The sequence below is a fragment of the Caulobacter sp. GW456-12-1-14-TSB4 genome (assembly GCF_059424195.1).
Genome location: NZ_JBWKZF010000022.1, coordinates 55317 through 70816 on the forward strand (window position 1 = coordinate 55317; position 15500 = coordinate 70816).

Consider the following 15500-nt stretch of genomic DNA (forward strand, 5'->3'; position numbering starts at 1 on the left):
CAGGGAAGAGGACGGCCCATGAGCTTTATGAAGGCGGCGATCCACGCGTTCGAGGACGCGCCGATGCCCGACCTGGTGTCGCGCACCGCGATCGAGATGCTGGTGGGCGACGTCCGCCGCAGGCTGTCCTACGCGCCCGCCGACGCCACCGCCCTGTTCGCTCGCGACATGGACCGCCATCCGATCGCCACCCACACCGACGACGCCAACGCCCAGCACTACGAACTGCCCGCCGCCTTCTTCGAGACGGTGCTGGGCCCCAACCTGAAATATTCCAGCGGTCTCTATCCGCCCGGCGCGACCAAGCTGGAACATGCCGAGGCCGAAGCCCTGCGCGAGACCGCCCTCCACGCCGACCTGCGCGACGGTCAGGATGTGCTGGAGCTGGGCTGCGGCTGGGGTTCGCTGTCGCTATGGATGGCCCAGCGCTATCCCAATTCTAGGATCGTCAGCGTCTCCAACTCGGCCTCGCAGCGCGCCTTCATCGAGGCCCGCGCCGCCACCCGAGGCCTCACCAATCTGACCGTCGTCACCGCCGACATGAACGACTTCAGCACCGATCGCCGCTTCGACCGCGTGGTCTCGGTCGAGATGTTCGAGCACATGTCCAACTGGCGCGCGCTGCTGGCCCGGGTGCGTGGCTGGCTGAAGCCCGACGGCCTGCTGTTCCTGCACGTCTTCACCCACCGCACGACGCCCTACCGGTTCGAGACCGGCGACCCGGCCGACTGGATCGCTCAGTACTTCTTCGCCGGCGGGGTGATGCCCAGCCACGACCTGGCGCGGCAGTTCCCGGACCTGTTCACCGTCGAGGCCGACTGGCGCTGGAGCGGCGAGCACTATGCCCGCACCGCGCGCCAGTGGCTGGCCAATATGGACGCCAACCGGAACAAGCTCGATCCGGTGCTGAGCGAGGTCTACGGCAAGGACGCGGCCGTCTGGCGGCGGCGCTGGCGCCTGTTCTTCCTGGCCACCGCCGGCCTGTTCGGCCATCGCGGCGGCGAGGAATGGGGCGTCAGCCACTACCGCCTGCGTCCCGTCGCGGAGATCGCCCGATGATCCGCCTCGCCGCCGGCTACGCGACCACCGCCCTGACCATGCTGGCCCTGGATGGGATCTGGCTGACCCTGGCCGTTCCCCGCCTCTATCAGCCGCGCATCGGTGAACTATTGGCCGCCAAGCCGTCGCTTGCCCCGGCCGTCGTCTTCTACCTGCTGTACGTCGCCGCCATCGTCATCCTGGCCATCCAGCCGGCTCTGCGGGAAGGCGGCTGGCGGCGGTTGCTGACTCACGCGATCACCTTCGGCCTCGTCGCCTACGCCACCTACGACCTGACCAATCAGGCGACGCTGAAGACCTGGTCGACCACCATCACCCTCGTCGACATGGCCTGGGGAACCCTTGTGACCACCGCCGCGGCCTCGGCCGGCTACGCGGTCATGCGCGCGATGGGGAGATAGTCCCGTTGCCAGACCGGATTGACCGTGCGAGCGTCCGGCGCATGGGATTTCGTAAGGACGCTTGATGGACGCCGACACCAGCCGCGCCTTGCTGTCGCGCGCCATTGCGCGCGTCGCCAACCGCGATCCCGACGCCCTGAAATACGTCTATCGCCACACGTCCGCGAAACTGTTCGGCGTCTGCCTCCGTATCTTGAATGACCGCGAGGAGGCGGAAGACGTGCTTCAGGATGTGTATCTCACCGTCTGGAACAAGGCCGACCGCTTCGATCCGGAGCGCGCCAGCCCGATCACCTGGCTGGTCAGTCTGGCCCGCAACCGCTCGATCGACCGCATCCGCGCCCGTGGCGGTCGCGTGATGACCGTGGTCGACGAGGCCGAGGCCCTGCCCGACGGCGCGCCCCTGGCCTCGACCCTGATCGAGGACGAGGACGACCGCCGCCGCCTCGAAGGTTGCCTGGACCAGCTGGACCCCAAACACGCCGGCGCCGTGCGCACCGCCTTCTTCGAAGGGGTCACCTATGAGGCCCTGGCCAATATGCTGAGCGTACCGCTGGGCACCATGAAAAGCTGGATCCGGCGCAGCCTGATCAGCCTGCGCGCGTGCCTCGAAGCATGACCGACGCCCTGCCCCCGCACGACGGCGAAGACCGTCCCCTGGCCGGCGAATACGCCCTGGGCGTCCTCGACGCCGACGAGCGCGCCGAGGCCCAACGCCGGATCGCCGCTGAGCCCGCCTTCGCCCGCGCCGTCGAATGGTGGGAAGGCCGCCTGGCGCACCTGGCCGAGCGTATCCCGCCGGTCGAGCCGCCCGCGACGGTCTGGCCGCGCATCGCCAACCTGGTCGGCGCCGCCGCGACGCAGAAGCCCTCGGCCTGGAACAATGTCCGCCTGTGGCAAGGCGCGTCGGCCGGCGCCCTGGCCCTGGCGGCGGCCAGTGTCGTCGCCCTGGTCATCACGCCCCGCCCGGCCCCGCCGCCGGCCGTCGCCCCGGCCAAGCCGCCGCCGGCCCCTGCGGAAGTGGCGCTGATCGCCGACCCGACGACCAAGCAGCCCGCCCTGGTCGCCACCCTCGACCACGCCGCCGGCAAACTGATCCTGACGCCCGTCTCGATGAAGATGCCGGCCCAGCGTGACGCCGAGCTGTGGATCATCCCCGAGGGCCAGAAGCCGATCTCGCTGGGCGTGATCCCGCAGGACGCGCCCGCACGCATCGCCGTCCCCGCCGGCCTGTCCGGCGCGGGCCACTACACCGCCACCCTGGCCGTCACCGACGAACCCCTGGGCGGCTCGCCCAGCGGCGCGCCGACCGGCTCGGTTCGCGCGGCGGGCAAGTTCGCACAGACCGAATAGCCGGAGCCTGTAGTCGGAGCCTTCTGGCCGCCGAGGCGTTCGGGCGGGCATGACCCGCGTACAGACCTGGTTCACCGACACCGCCCAGATGTTCGGCTGGGCGCCGCCATGGCTGGTCAGCACGGTGCTGATCGGCCTGGCCGTCATCATTGCCGTGAGCGTCCACGCCGTCGTCGTTCAAGCCGTCCGGCACGCCATCTCCCGCCACAGCGAGTTCTGGCAGCCGCTGATCGCCCGCACACGCCGGCCCACGCGCCTGGCCTTCATCGTCGCGGCCCTGGGCCCCGCCGTATCGGCCGCGCCGCTGACCGCCGGCCAGGCCGCGACCGCCAAGCACGGACTGCTGGTGCTGTTCATCCTGCTGCTGGGCTGGATGGCCATGACCGCGCTCGACATCGGCGCGGCGCTTTACCTGCGCGGCTTCAAGGTCGATGTCGAGGACAACCTGCTGGCCCGCAAGCACGTCACCCAGGTGAGGATCCTGCGCCGGGCGATGGCCATATTGGTCGGCATCTTCACCCTGGCCCTGGCTTTGATGACCATCCCCGGCGTGCGCCAGTGGGGGGTCAGCCTGCTGGCGGCCGGCGGCGCGGCGTCGCTGATCGTCGGCCTGGCGCTGCAGCCCCTGCTGACCAACCTGATCGCCGGCATCCAGATCGCCGTCACCCAGCCGATCCGCATCGACGACGCCGTGATCGTCGAGAAGGAGTGGGGCAATATCGAGGAGATCAACGCCACCTATGTCGTCGTGCGCCTGTGGGACTGGCGACGGATGGTGCTGCCGCTCAGCTACTTCATCCAGACGCCGTTCCAGAACTGGACCCGCGAGAGCGCCGCCCTGATCGGCACGGCCATGCTCTATGTCGATCCCGCCGCCCCCGTGGACCGGCTGCGCGCCAAGCTGGAGGAGATCGCCAAGGCCTCGCCCCTGTGGGACGGCAAGGTCGTCAACCTGGCCGTCACCGACCTGACCGCCGAGGTCATGGAAGTCCGCTGCCTGGTCAGCGCCCGCAACGCCCCCAAGACCTTCGACCTGCGCTGCGAGGTTCGCGAGAAGATGATGGCCTTCCTGCGCGACGAGCTGCCAGAGGCGTTCCCGAAACGGCGGCTGGCGTTGGCGGCCGAGGCCTCCGCCCTTTCGTAAGTAAGCGAATTATGACTTAACAGGAGGCGCCGCCATCTCGACATGGCGCGCAGGCGGGCGCCTGGGCGGGAAGCGATCCGCCCGGCGCTTGTCTGGGAAGAACGGCGGGCGCAGCCTGCTAGGGTCCAGGGACGGAGGGCAAGGCGGACGTGCCAGCGGAGTTCGACATCGGCGCCCCAACCTTGGGAATACGGGCCAAAACCCGCTGCGACCTGCTGGGCGTTTCGCCCTATAGCGAGGTCGAGGGCCAGCTGACGCGGCGGTTCCTGACGTCGGCGCATGAGGCCGCGCTGGTCGCGCTGTCCGGCTGGATGCTGGAGGCCGGGATGAGCGTGCGCCGCGACGCCGCCGCCAACCTGATCGGGCGCTACGAGGGCGAACATCCTGGCGCCAAGGCGCTGATCATCGGCTCGCACATCGACAGCGTCCGCAACGGCGGGCGCTATGATGGACCGCTGGGGATCATGCTGGGCATCGACGTGGTCGAGGCCCTGAACCGCGCCGGCCGGAGGCTACCCTTCGCGGTCGAGGTCGTGGCGTTTGGCGACGAGGAAGGTTCGCGCTTCCCCGCCTCGATGAGCTGCAGCCGGGCCATTGCGGGGACGCTCGATGCGTCCGCCCTCGACATGAAGGACGCCGAGGGCGTGTCGGTCGCGCAGGCGCTGAAGGCGTTCGGCGGCGATCCAGAAAACATCGTGTCGGCGGCGCGTAAGCCGGAAGACGCCCTGGCCTTCCTGGAAGCGCATATCGAGCAGGGTCCGGTGCTGGAGGCCGAGGGCCTGGCGCTGGGCGTGGTCACCGCCATCGCCGCGCAGAAGCGGCTGATGGTTCGGATCGAGGGGACCGCGGGCCACGCCGGCACCACGCCGATGAACCTGCGCAAGGACCCTGGTCCGGCGGCCGCCGAAGCGATCCTGGCCCTGGAGCGCATCTGCCGCGCCGGGACCGATGGTTTGGTGGGCACCGTCGGCCGGATGACCGCCCTGCCCGGCGCGTTCAACGTCATCCCCGGCGCGATCGAATTCTCGATGGATATCCGCGCCGAGACCGCCGCGACGCGCGACGAGGCGGTGATCACCATCGGCGCCGAAGTCCACGCCATCGCCGCCAAGCGCGGGCTGTCGGCGACCGTCACCCTGATGCAGGCGCTGGCCGAGAGCCCGTGTGATCCGTCGCTGATGGACCTGCTGGAACAGGCGCTGCGGGAGCTTTCCCTACCGCTGCGCCGGCTGCCGTCAGGCGCGGGCCACGACGCGATGGTCATGGCCGATCTGTGCCCCGTCGCCATGCTGTTCATCCGCTGCGAGGGCGGGATCAGCCACAACCCGGCCGAAGCCGTCACCGAGGCCGATTGCGCCCTGGCGGCCCAGGCCATGCTCCATTTCATCGACAAGCTAGAACGACGCGAACGCGCATGACCGATACTTTCAAAGAGCTCGACCACCCCGCCCGCCTGCTGATGGGGCCCGGCCCGATCAACGTCCATCCGCGCGTGCTGCGGGCCATGTCGGTGCAGCTGCTGGGTCAGTTCGACCCCGAGTTCACCGGCTACATGAACGAGGCCATGAGCCTCTATCGGGGGGTGTTCGAGACCACGAACCAATGGACGTTCCTGATCGACGGCACCTCGCGCGCCGGGATCGAGGCGGCGCTGGTCTCGACGCTGTCGCCGGGCGACGACGTGGTGGTCATCAACGCCGGGCGCTTTGGCCTGCTGCTGGCCGAGATCGCCGAGCGCTGCGATGCGAAGGTCACCTTCGTCGAGGGCGAATGGGGCAAGGCCGTTGATCCCCAAGCGGTCGAGGACGCCGTCGCCCGCGTCAAGCCGCGCCTGGTGGCCTGCGTGCACGGCGACACCTCGACCACTATCGCCCAACCGATCGAGACCATCGGCGAGATCTGCCGCCGCCACGACGCGCTGCTCTATGTCGATGCCACCGCGACGCTGGGCGGGATGAGCGTGCCGGTCGACGCCTGGCAGGCCGACATCGTCACGGCGGGCCTGCAGAAGTGCATGGGCGGCCCCTCGGGCTCGGCCCCGATCACCATCAGCGACCGCGCAGCCGACCACATCTTCGGCCGCCGCCATGTGGAGAAGGGCCTGGCCGGTCCCGGCATCACCGGCAACGGCCGCCGCATCGCCTCCAACTACTTCGATCTGGCGATGATCATGGACTACTGGTCCGACAAGCGCCTGAACCACCACACCGAGGCGGCCAGCATGCTGTTCGCGGCGCGCGAATGCGCCCGGATCGTGCTGGAGGAAGGCCTGGAAGCCCGTTTCGCCCGCCACAAGCAGGCGGGTGCGGCGATGGTCGCCGGGATCGAGGCGTTGGGGCTGGAGGTCTATGGCGACCAGGCCCACAAGATGACCAACGTCACCGGCGTGATCGCCCCAAGCGGCGTCGACTACGACCGCGTCAAAGCCCGTATGCGCACCGAGTTCGAGATCGAGATCGGGGCGGCTTTCGGGCCTCTGGCCGGCAAGATCTGGCGCATCGGCACCATGGGCGTGAACGCCCGCAAGCATGCGGTTCTCCAGACCCTGGCGGCTCTGGAAGCGGTGCTGCGCTGGGAAGGCTTCAACGCCCCGGCCGGCGCTGGCGTCGATGCGGCGGCGAAGGTCTTCGCATGAGCTATCCAAGGGACCTGATCGGTTACGGCGAACATCCGCCAGAGGCCCAGTGGCCGAACGGCGCCCGCGTGGCCGTTCAGTTCGTGCTGAACTACGAGGAAGGCGCCGAGCGGTCGATCCTGCATGGCGACCCGGCTAGCGAGTTCTTCCTGTCCGAGATGGTCGGCGCCCAGCCCATCCAGGGCATGCGCAACATGTCGATGGAGAGCCTCTATGAATATGGCTCGCGCGCCGGCTTCTGGCGCATCCGGCGGCTGTTCGAAGAATTCGGCCTGCCGCTGACCGTGTTCGGCGTCGCCCAGGCCATGGAGCGCCATCCCGACGCGGTCGAGGCGATGATGAAGTCCGGCTGGGAGATCGCCACCCACGGCTATCGCTGGATCGACTACCAGCACTTCACGGCCGAGCAGGAGCTGGAGCACATCCAGCAAGCCATCGACATCCAGAAGCGCTTGACCGGCGAGCGCCCGCTCGGCTGGTACCAGGGCCGCACCAGTCCCAACACCGCGCGGCTGGTCGCGCAGGAAGGCGGCTTCGTCTACGACGCCGACAGCTATGCCGACGACCTGCCCTACTGGGACGACCAGCACGGCCGCGCCCAGCTGATCGTGCCCTACACCCTGGAAGCCAACGACATGCGCTTCACCGCGGCGCAGGGCTTCAACACCGGCGAGCAGTTCTTCACCTATCTCCGCGACGCCTTCGACGCCCTCTATCTGGAGGGCGAGACCGCGCCGAAGATGATGAGCGTCGGCCTGCACTGCCGGGTGGTGGGCAAGCCCGGACGCATCGGGGCGCTCCGCAGGTTCCTGGAACACATCACCCAGCACGATCGTGTGTGGGTCGCCAAACGCATCGACATCGCCCGCCACTGGATCGCCACCCATCCCTACGAGGTCAAAGCATGAGCGGTGCTCCGCCCCTGACCCTGGTTCGACTGAACAGCATGAACCAGACCGGTTTCACCACCGCTCTGGGCTTCGCCTTCGAACTCTCCCCCTGGGTCGTCGAGCGCGCCTGGAGCGAGCGGCCGTTCGCCAGCGTCGAGGACATGCACGCGGCGATGATGGAGCAGCTCCAAGCCGCGACCACCGCCGACAAGCTGGCGCTGATCCGCGCTCACCCGGAACTGGCCGGCAAGGCGGCGATCGCCAAGCAGCTGACCGCCGAGAGCAACGCCGAACAGGCCAGCGCCGGGCTCGACAAGTTGACGCCCGAGGAGTTCGCGCGCTTCCACGAGCTCAACGCCGCCTACGGCCAGCGTTTCGGCTTCCCGTTCATCATCGCCGTGCGACTGAACGACAAGGCTTCGATCCTGGCGGCCATGCAGGCGCGCCTCGCCAATGGCGAAGCCGAGGAGATCGCCGAGGCGATCACCCAGATCGGCCAGATCTCGAAACTCCGACTGCTCGACGCGGTGACGCAATAAGATGGACTACGACCTTCCCGGCTGGCTGAACCTTGGCCTTCGCTGGCTGCACGTGATCGCCGGCGTCGCCTGGATCGGGGCGTCGTTCTACTTCGTCTGGCTGGACAACAACCTGCGCGCGCCGGTTCCCGAGAAGGATGGCGTCAAGGGCGAGCTGTGGGCCGTGCATGGCGGCGGCTTCTACCATTCGCAGAAGTACATGGTCGCTCCGGCGCACATGCCCGACCACCTGCACTGGTTCAAATGGGAGGCCTACACCACCTGGCTGTCGGGCTTCGCGCTGCTGATCGTGCTCTACTACTGGCAGGCGCCGGTCTATCTGATCGACACCGCCAAGCACGCGTTCAGCCAGCCGGCGGCGATCGGAACGGGCCTGGCCTTCATCTTCGGCGGACTGGCGGTCTACGAGGCGCTGTGCCGCTCGCCGCTGGGCCAGCGTGGTCTGTGGTTCGGGATCGTCTGGTTCGGCGCCCTGACCGGCGCGGCCTATGCGCTGTCGAAGCTGTTCAGCGACCGCGGGGCCTTCATCCACGTCGGCGCGATCATCGGCACGGCCATGGTCGCCAACGTCTTCCTGGTGATCATCCCCAACCAGCGCCGGATCGTCGCCGACATGCTGGCCGGCCGCACCGTCGATCCGCGCCTGGGCGCGATGGGCAAGCAGCGGTCGGTGCACAACACCTACATGACGCTGCCGGTCATCTTCATCATGATCAGCAACCACTATCCGATGGTCACGGGCCATCCGCTAAGCTGGCTGCTCTTGGCGATGATCAGCGCCGGCGGCATCTCGATCCGGCAGTTCTTCCTGCTCAAGCACCACGGCAAGATCCGCCACGACTTCCTGTTCTACGGCGCGATGCTGGTGTTTGGCGCCACGGTGGTCGCGAGCACGAAGCCGAAGGACAAGGTCGAGATCACCACGCCGGTCCCGTTCGCCACCGCCCAGGCGATCGTCCAGAAGCATTGCGTCATGTGCCATAGCGCCACGCCGACGCACGCCGGCTTCTCGGCGCCGCCGCTGGGCGCGACCTTCGACAACCCTGAGCATATCCGTACCTATGCGCCGAAAATCCGCGAGCGCGCGGTGCTCTCGACCAGCATGCCCCTTGGCAACGAGACAAGCATGACTGTAGAGGAGCGCGCCCAGCTGGGCGCCTGGATCAATCAGGGAGCCAAGATCCCGTGACCGACGCCGTCCTGGACGCGACCACGAAGACCGACACGGAAAGCGCTCCCCGCAAGCGCAATGCCGAGCGGACCCGCAAGGCGATCCTCGCCGCGGCCTTGAAGGAATTCGCCCAAGCTGGTTTCGCCGGCGCGCGCATCGAGCGGATCGTCAAGGCCGCCAAGTGCAACATCCGGATGCTGTACCACTACTTCGGGGACAAGAAGGGCCTGTACATGGCCGTCCTCGAAGCCGCCTACATGGACCTGCGCTCGCGCGAGGCCGAGCTGAAGATCGACTTCGAAAAGCCGCTGGAAGGCTTCCTCGAACTGCAGCGCTTCACCTTCGACTATTTCGAGAAGAACCCGCGCTTCGAGGGCCTGCTGCGCAACGAGAACCTGCAACACGGCAAGTTCGCCTCGCAGTCCAAGGTGGTCACCGAGACCGCCTTCCCGCTGCGCAACACCATGGAGAAGCTGATCGAGAGCGGTCAGCGCCAGGGCGTCTTCGGCCCCGATCTCGATCCGGTGCAGATCTACGTGACCATCGCGGCCATGAGCCGCTTCCATCTGGCCAACGGCTATTCGCTGTCGGCCACGCTGGACACCGACATGAGCGCTCCCGAGTGGCGCAAGGCGCGGCTGGACCACGCGCTTGCGCTGCTGGAAGGCTACCTGACGCGCGGCGCGCTCTAGGGCTTGGCGGGAGCCGTCGCCGCGGCCGGCGCGGTCGCCAGCGGCGGACCGCTGAACTCGGCCTCGATCGCCACCTGGACCTCGTCGCTGACGCCCATGGTCGTGCCCGGAGCCGGGACGCCGTAGGCGATGCCGAAGTCCGAGCGCTTGAACGTTCCCTTGGCCGAGAAGCCGGCGCGGGCGTGCGGGTCCATCGGATGGCCCGGATAGCCGCCGTTGTAGGTGACATCCAGCACGACCGGCTTGGTGACGCCGTGCAGGGTCAGGTCGCCGGTGACCTTGCCCGTGTCGGGGCCGGTGGTCTCGATCTTGGTCGACTTGAAGGTGATGGCCGGATAGGTCGCGGTGTTCAGCCACTGCGCCCCGGTCAGCTCGGCCAGGAAGCCCTCGGGCGGGGCCGGCAGGGTCAGCGACATCGGGTTGACCGTCGCCTCCAGCGCGCTGGCGCCGGCGTTGTTCTGATCGAATTTCAGCTTGGCGTCGAAGTCGGCGAAGGCCGCCGTGTAGTTCGAGAAGCCCAGGTGGCTGACGCGGAACACCAGCGTCGCGTGGTGCTTGTCCAGCGTGTAGTCGCCGGCCGGGATGTCGGCCTTCGGCGGCTTCAGCGCGGTGCTGGCCGGCGGCGCGGCGACGAGCGGCGTGTCGGCCTTCTTGTCGGCGGGCTGCGGCGAACAGGCGGCGACCGCGAGCAGCGCCACGACGGGCAGGATCGATCTCATGCGCTTCCCTCTCCAAGACCCCGGTCTGACCGCCGGGCGTCATGCCGGAGCAGGAGGCCCCTACGCCGACGAAACGTCAACGTAGGGGACCGGGCAGAGGTTGCGGAAGGGGGCGCTTAGGCGGCGGTGAACATGTCCGCGGTCACCAGGGACGAGGACACGTTCTTCAGCAGGACGACCTGGTCGTAGCCGGCATGGGCTGGGTCATTGTCGGCGACGACATAGGTGTCGAAGCCGGCGCTGACGATCAGGTATTTCTGGCTCAGCGCCCCAATCTGGATCTGGTTGTTATAGGCCTCGATCAGCAGGGCCGAAGCGTCGCTGATCTTGCCCGTGTTGAAGTTGTAGTCCGCGGTCATGCGCAGGATGTCGGTCTCCTTCACGACCGCCGGCGCGCCGGAGAAGGCCAGCTTGTCCTCTGCGCTGAAGTCCAGGATCGTGTCGACCAGGTACAGATGCGTCTCGAAGACCCCGTCACCGGCCATGAACTTGAAGACATCGGCGCCGGCGCCGCCGCTCAGGGTATCGGTCCCTTTGCCGCCGTTCAGAACGTCGTTGCCAATGCCACCGACCAGAAGATCGACGCCATTGCCGCCGACCAGCACGCGCGCGGCGCCCGTATCGATCACCTCACCGGTCGGCTTCAAGTCCAGCATGTTGACGGAAACGACGCTTGAGCTGCTGAAGATGACCATGCGATCGCCGTCATCACTGATGGCGACACGATTGCCGAACGCAGCGCTGTAGTAGTCCGGCGCGCCCCCGCCGATATCCACGCCCACGGCGAACACCTGCTCCAGAGCCCAGGTCTTGGTCGAGAATTCGTAGATCTTGTCGGTGATGGCGTCGACGACGAACAGGTGCTGTCCGTCGGCGCTGAAATCCAGACCATAGATCCTGGTGATCTCCGGATGCGAGGCCGTCAGGTTGAACTGGAAGTTCAGCTTGCTGTCGTAGATTTGGATCCCGCCGATGGTCTGCTGCGCCGTCACCAGGCCGTTGTTGGAAACCGCCACGCCTCCGGTGTTGGTCCCGTCGGTCGACTGAACATATTCCGTATTCAGCGGCTTCAGCGCGGTGTCGAACACCGCGATCGGCCCGGCGGTGAGCCCCTGAGGCGCCACCGCGGTGAAGCCGCCGTCATGGCTGGTCACCAGCGTGGCATAGTCATAGTAGCTCGTCGTCCCACGCGTCATGACGCCCACATAGGGGTTGAACGTCGTGATCGGCACGAAGCCGCCGCCATTGACCTCTTGCGTCAGGACGACGGTGTTGCCCACCATGAACGCCGCGTCCGCGAAACCCCTGTCCCAGCCTGTGGTGGGCGTGGTGTAGTCGGTGACCACGCCGGTCTTCAGGTCGAGAACGTGGGCCGTGGCGGTGGCGGTGTTCTGTTCGACGTTCACGTTCGTGACCGACTGTTCGGCCACGACCAGGAAACGACCGTCGCGCGAGACGTCCATGCCGCCGAGCACCGTCCCCACCTTGATATGCGCCGTCACTTCGCCGCTCTGGGCGTTGATCGCGGTGACGTAGCCATCCTTGTCCGAGACATAGACCGTGCGACCGTCGGCCGAGATCACGGCGTCGCGGAAGTCGCCGGTGGTCGAGCTGGCGATGACCTTGGCCTTGGTCAAGTCGCTGAGGGTGACCGTCGCCGCCGAGGACGGCAGGGTCACCGTCTTGTCGGTGAACTGCAGCTTCTCGATGTTCAGCAGGGTGTCGACGCCCTCGGCGCCGCGCACCGTCCAGGTCCCGTTGGTGTTCTTGGTCCAGGTGTAGTCCTTGGACGCGCCGCGATAGATCGCGGTGTCGGTCCCGGCGCCGCCATCGATGATGTCGTCGCCCATCCCGCCTTCGAAGCTGTCGTCCTTGGCGCCGCCAATCAGGATGTCGCTGAAGGCCGAGCCCTTGACCCCTTCGATATTGACCAGGGTGTCGACGCCCGCGCCCAAGGTGTCCTGGGCCACACCGGCCTTCGACAGATCGACCCGCACCGCCGTGAACACCGAGTCGTACGAAGCGACGTCGAAGCCCGCGCCGCCATCGATCAGGTCGTCGCCCAGGTAGCCGTCCAGAACGTTGTTCCCGGCGTCGCCCTTGATCTTGTCGTTGAAGCTGGTGCCGATGACGTTCTCGACGCCGGCCACCGTCGCATAGGCTTGGTAGCCCGTCTGCTGGCGGGTGGTGATCGACAGGTCGATCTCCGCGCCTCGGCCGTTGGTGTTGTAGCCGTTCATCAGCTGGAGGGTGTCCGAGCCCGCGCCGCCGTGCACCGTGGCGTCGCTGAACATGCCCGACAGCACGATGATGTCGTCGCCGTCGCCACCGTCCAGCATCGCCGTACCGGAACCGGACATGACCAGCCGGTCGTTGCCGGCGCCGCCCAACAGCATCTCGCCGTTGCTGGTGAAGCTGCTGACGACGCGGTCGTCGCCATCGCCGCCGTCCAGCGTATCGTTGCCGCCGCTGGCGACCAGCATGTCGTTGCCGGCGTCGCCGAACAGATAGTTCTCGGCCGCGTTGCCGTAGATGATGTCGTCATAGGCCGAGCCCATGACGGCTTCGATCGAGACCAGCGTGTCCTTGATCGCGTTCGTACCATCGCGGCTGTACGCGCGGTTCACGTCCAGTTCGACCACCACGCCACGGTCGCTGAACGCGTAGTCGACCGTGTCGAAGCCGTCGCCGCCATCGACCACGTTGGTTCCCATGCCGCCCGACAGGTGGTCGTCGCCCGCGCCGCCGTACAGCTTGTCATTGCCGTCCGAGCCCCACAGGTAGTTGTCCTTGGCGTCGCCGGTCAGGACGTCGTCGAACTTCGACCCGTAGAGCAACTCGATATCGCTCAAGGTGTCCTTGCCCGCGCCGATGGTGTCTTGCTGCGTGGTCTTGGTCAGGTCGACGGTCACGCCGGCCGTGGCGTCCTCGTACGAGGCCCAGTCCACGCCCGCGCCGCCCTTGACGATGTCGTCGCCCGCGCCGCCGACCAGGTAGTCGTCGCCGTCGCCGCCATCCAGCGTGTCATTGCCGGCGCTGCCCCACAGGGTGTCGTTGCCCTTGCCGCCGCTGACCGTGTCGTTGCCCGCGCCGCCGACCATCATGTTGTCGTTGGCGTCGCCGATCAGGGTGTCGTTGAAATCCGAGCCGTAGACGTTCTCGATCCCGGTCAACTTGTCCGTGCCCGAGCCGATGTTGTTCTGGGCGACGGTGATGTTGAGGTCGACCTTCACGCCGGCCGTGGCGTCCTCATAGGCCGCCCAGTCGTTGCCGGCGCCGCCGTCGATGGTGTCGTTGCCGGCGCCGCCCAGGATGTAGTCGTCGCCGTCGCCGCCTTGCAGGATGTCGTTGCCGTCGTTGCCGGCCAAGACGTCATCGCCCGCGCCACCCTTCAGGGTGTCGTTTCCGCCGAACCCGTAGATCACGTCGTTTTCAGCGCCGCCGGTCAGAACGTCCGCGCGCTCAGTGCCCCGATAATCCATTGCCCAACCCCTCAGAACAAGCTGCAACCTCAGCGTGACCTAGCGAGTGCAAGACGTGGACCGAAAGGCTTTCAGCGTTTACGGGAAAATTAACGATAAAAGCTGTGCCGCAACGCGCCATCCGTGCCGCTTTGGGACAGCGCCCCCTTGTGGTCTTGGGATTTGCGTCGATCGTGTGAAGGCTGACGGGCCCGACGCTCGCGCGAAATTAGTGATTTCGCACACAACGAAGACCGCACCCAAAAGTAGAGCGCCTAGAACAACAGGCCCTTGGCCAGCAGCGCGTGGACGCCCTTCTCGCCGTTAACGGTCTGGGTGACGCGGAAGTCCACGGCCAGGGAGCAGAACTGGTAGGCCTGCACGCGGGTCAGGCTGGAGCGCGCGGTGATGAAGTCGATCGTCTGGCGCAGGGCCTGCTTCATGGCCAGGTCCAGGTCTTCATTGAAGCCCATCAGGATGTAGTGGGTCTTGGTCTCCGCGCGGGGCCATTTGAAGGGCTCGCCCGCCTTGTGCAGCACGAAGGTGAAGGTCCCGGTCAGGCCCATCTCCAGCGCGTTGACGCAGACCTCGCCGTCGCCCTGGCGACCATGGCCGTCGCCGACCGAGAAGTTCGCGCCCGCCACCCAGACCGGCAGGTAGAGGGTCGAGCCGGCGACCAGTTCCTTGTTGTCCATGTTGCCGCCGTGCTCGCGCGGCTCTCGGCTGGAGAGGCGGCCGTACCGGGCGGGCGGCGCGACGCCCATGGTGCCGAAGAACGGGGCCAGCGGCAGCTCGGGGCCCCACGCCGGCTTGCAGGTCCCGGCGGCGCGGTCGACGGCGATGTGGCTGACATAGCGCTCGGGGAAGTCCTCCGGCAGGGTCCCGGCCAGCGGGCGCACGGCGCAATAGCCCCAGTCGTTGTTGGGCTCGATGGCCTCGATGCGCACCTCCAGCATGTCGCCCGGCTCGGCGCCGGCGATGGCGACGGGACCGGTCAGGATGTGCGGACCGATGCGCTCGGGCTTGCTGTCGTGGATCGCCTGGAGCGCGGACGGCACGGTGTAGGGCGAGCCCGATGGCGGCATCACCTCGACGCCGCCCGAGACGCACTCGAAGGTGACGCTGTCGCCGGACTGGACCGTCAGCACGGGGTCGAACGCCGCGTCGAACATGCCGAAGCGGACGGTGTCGGGCGTGGAAGCCAGCCGGTGATGCGCCATCAAGTAAGTTCCTTCTTACAAGCGCATCTCGCGCTGGCGCGGGCGCGGCTCCTAGGCCTGGCGCGCGGTGGGCACGACGATCACCCTTCCCTGCCCGTCACGCGGGCGATCCCGCGCGGGAATGACGCCGGCTTGGGCGCTGCGCCCTTCCACGCCGCGCAGGGCTGGCGACTCCGGCGAACCCGGGTGTATGAAGTTTTTTCTTACTTGAGAGGA

The 15500-nt window shown here is 67.4% G+C and carries 14 protein-coding genes; 11 read left to right on the forward strand and 3 right to left on the reverse strand.

Translation table 11 applies throughout. From position 1 onward, the window contains the following. Positions 1-18 precede the first annotated feature (18 nt). The 11 genes from AC07YH_RS19025 (at position 19) to AC07YH_RS19075 (ending at position 9884) form a co-directional block, all read left to right on the forward strand. Positions 19-1059 carry an SAM-dependent methyltransferase gene (locus AC07YH_RS19025; protein WP_494748524.1) on the forward strand — a complete coding sequence of 347 codons (1041 nt, stop codon included), beginning with the start codon at positions 19-21 and terminating at the stop codon, positions 1057-1059. Continuing rightward, the gene (locus tag AC07YH_RS19030; RefSeq protein ID WP_494748525.1) at positions 1056-1460 is read left to right on the forward strand and encodes a DUF2177 family protein; all 405 of its coding nucleotides are present in this window, start codon (positions 1056-1058) and stop codon (positions 1458-1460) included. Before AC07YH_RS19025 ends, AC07YH_RS19030 begins: the two co-directional genes overlap by 4 nt. A 64-nt stretch (positions 1461-1524) precedes the next feature. Then, positions 1525-2079 carry a sigma-70 family RNA polymerase sigma factor gene (locus AC07YH_RS19035; protein ID WP_494748526.1) on the forward strand — a complete coding sequence of 185 codons (555 nt, stop codon included), beginning with the start codon at positions 1525-1527 and terminating at the stop codon, positions 2077-2079. Further along, complete coding sequence (locus AC07YH_RS19040) at positions 2076-2813, forward strand: anti-sigma factor (RefSeq protein WP_494748527.1); 738 nt, start codon at positions 2076-2078, stop codon at positions 2811-2813. Before AC07YH_RS19035 ends, AC07YH_RS19040 begins: the two co-directional genes overlap by 4 nt. Positions 2814-2862: 49 nt before the next feature. Next, the gene (locus tag AC07YH_RS19045; RefSeq protein WP_494748528.1) at positions 2863-3957 is read left to right on the forward strand and encodes a mechanosensitive ion channel family protein; all 1095 of its coding nucleotides are present in this window, start codon (positions 2863-2865) and stop codon (positions 3955-3957) included. Between the two features lie 167 nt (positions 3958-4124). Beyond that, a complete protein-coding gene (locus AC07YH_RS19050) occupies positions 4125-5375 on the forward strand; it encodes an allantoate amidohydrolase (RefSeq protein WP_494748548.1) in 1251 nt (416 codons plus the stop codon). Then, entirely contained in the window at positions 5372-6592 is a 1221-nt protein-coding gene (locus AC07YH_RS19055) for a pyridoxal-phosphate-dependent aminotransferase family protein (RefSeq protein WP_494748529.1), read from the forward strand. The genes AC07YH_RS19050 and AC07YH_RS19055 overlap by 4 nt, the downstream gene beginning before the upstream one ends. Next, entirely contained in the window at positions 6589-7500 is a 912-nt protein-coding gene (puuE, locus tag AC07YH_RS19060) for an allantoinase PuuE (RefSeq protein WP_494748530.1), read from the forward strand. Before AC07YH_RS19055 ends, puuE begins: the two co-directional genes overlap by 4 nt. Further along, positions 7497-8021: a 2-oxo-4-hydroxy-4-carboxy-5-ureidoimidazoline decarboxylase gene (gene uraD, locus AC07YH_RS19065; protein WP_494748531.1), complete on the forward strand. Its 525-nt coding sequence runs from the start codon at positions 7497-7499 to the stop codon at positions 8019-8021. Before puuE ends, uraD begins: the two co-directional genes overlap by 4 nt. A gap of 1 nt (position 8022) precedes the next feature. Continuing rightward, on the forward strand, positions 8023-9210 hold the full coding sequence (locus AC07YH_RS19070) for a urate hydroxylase PuuD (RefSeq protein ID WP_494748532.1): 1188 nt from the start codon (positions 8023-8025) through the stop codon (positions 9208-9210). After that, positions 9207-9884: a TetR/AcrR family transcriptional regulator gene (locus tag AC07YH_RS19075; RefSeq protein WP_494748533.1), complete on the forward strand. Its 678-nt coding sequence runs from the start codon at positions 9207-9209 to the stop codon at positions 9882-9884. Before AC07YH_RS19070 ends, AC07YH_RS19075 begins: the two co-directional genes overlap by 4 nt. On the opposite strand, the gene AC07YH_RS19080 is transcribed toward AC07YH_RS19075, so the two are convergent. The 3 genes from AC07YH_RS19080 to AC07YH_RS19090 all read right to left on the reverse strand — a co-directional run bounded on the left by AC07YH_RS19080 (position 9881) and on the right by AC07YH_RS19090 (position 15287). Continuing rightward, positions 9881-10603 (reverse strand): YceI family protein, encoded by a 723-nt coding sequence (locus AC07YH_RS19080; protein WP_494748534.1) that lies wholly within the window; start codon positions 10601-10603, stop codon positions 9881-9883. The genes AC07YH_RS19075 and AC07YH_RS19080 overlap by 4 nt on opposite strands. A gap of 116 nt (positions 10604-10719) precedes the next feature. Then, the gene (locus AC07YH_RS19085) at positions 10720-14085 is read right to left on the reverse strand and encodes a hypothetical protein (RefSeq protein ID WP_494748535.1); all 3366 of its coding nucleotides are present in this window, start codon (positions 14083-14085) and stop codon (positions 10720-10722) included. A gap of 254 nt (positions 14086-14339) precedes the next feature. Next, positions 14340-15287: an acetamidase/formamidase family protein gene (locus AC07YH_RS19090; RefSeq protein ID WP_494748536.1), complete on the reverse strand. Its 948-nt coding sequence runs from the start codon at positions 15285-15287 to the stop codon at positions 14340-14342. Positions 15288-15500 lie beyond the last annotated feature (213 nt).

Coding starts and splice junctions, on each gene's coding strand:
- AC07YH_RS19055 (WP_494748529.1), top strand. CDS start 5,372: ATGACCGATACTTTCAAAGAGCTCGACCACCCCGCCCGCCTGCTGATG.
- uraD (WP_494748531.1), top strand. CDS start 7,497: ATGAGCGGTGCTCCGCCCCTGACCCTGGTTCGACTGAACAGCATGAAC.
- AC07YH_RS19045 (WP_494748528.1), top strand. CDS start 2,863: ATGACCCGCGTACAGACCTGGTTCACCGACACCGCCCAGATGTTCGGC.
- AC07YH_RS19025 (WP_494748524.1), top strand. CDS start 19: ATGAGCTTTATGAAGGCGGCGATCCACGCGTTCGAGGACGCGCCGATG.
- AC07YH_RS19070 (WP_494748532.1), top strand. CDS start 8,023: ATGGACTACGACCTTCCCGGCTGGCTGAACCTTGGCCTTCGCTGGCTG.
- AC07YH_RS19030 (WP_494748525.1), top strand. CDS start 1,056: ATGATCCGCCTCGCCGCCGGCTACGCGACCACCGCCCTGACCATGCTG.
- AC07YH_RS19080 (WP_494748534.1), bottom strand. CDS start 10,603: ATGAGATCGATCCTGCCCGTCGTGGCGCTGCTCGCGGTCGCCGCCTGT.
- AC07YH_RS19040 (WP_494748527.1), top strand. CDS start 2,076: ATGACCGACGCCCTGCCCCCGCACGACGGCGAAGACCGTCCCCTGGCC.
- AC07YH_RS19035 (WP_494748526.1), top strand. CDS start 1,525: ATGGACGCCGACACCAGCCGCGCCTTGCTGTCGCGCGCCATTGCGCGC.
- puuE (WP_494748530.1), top strand. CDS start 6,589: ATGAGCTATCCAAGGGACCTGATCGGTTACGGCGAACATCCGCCAGAG.
- AC07YH_RS19085 (WP_494748535.1), bottom strand. CDS start 14,085: ATGGATTATCGGGGCACTGAGCGCGCGGACGTTCTGACCGGCGGCGCT.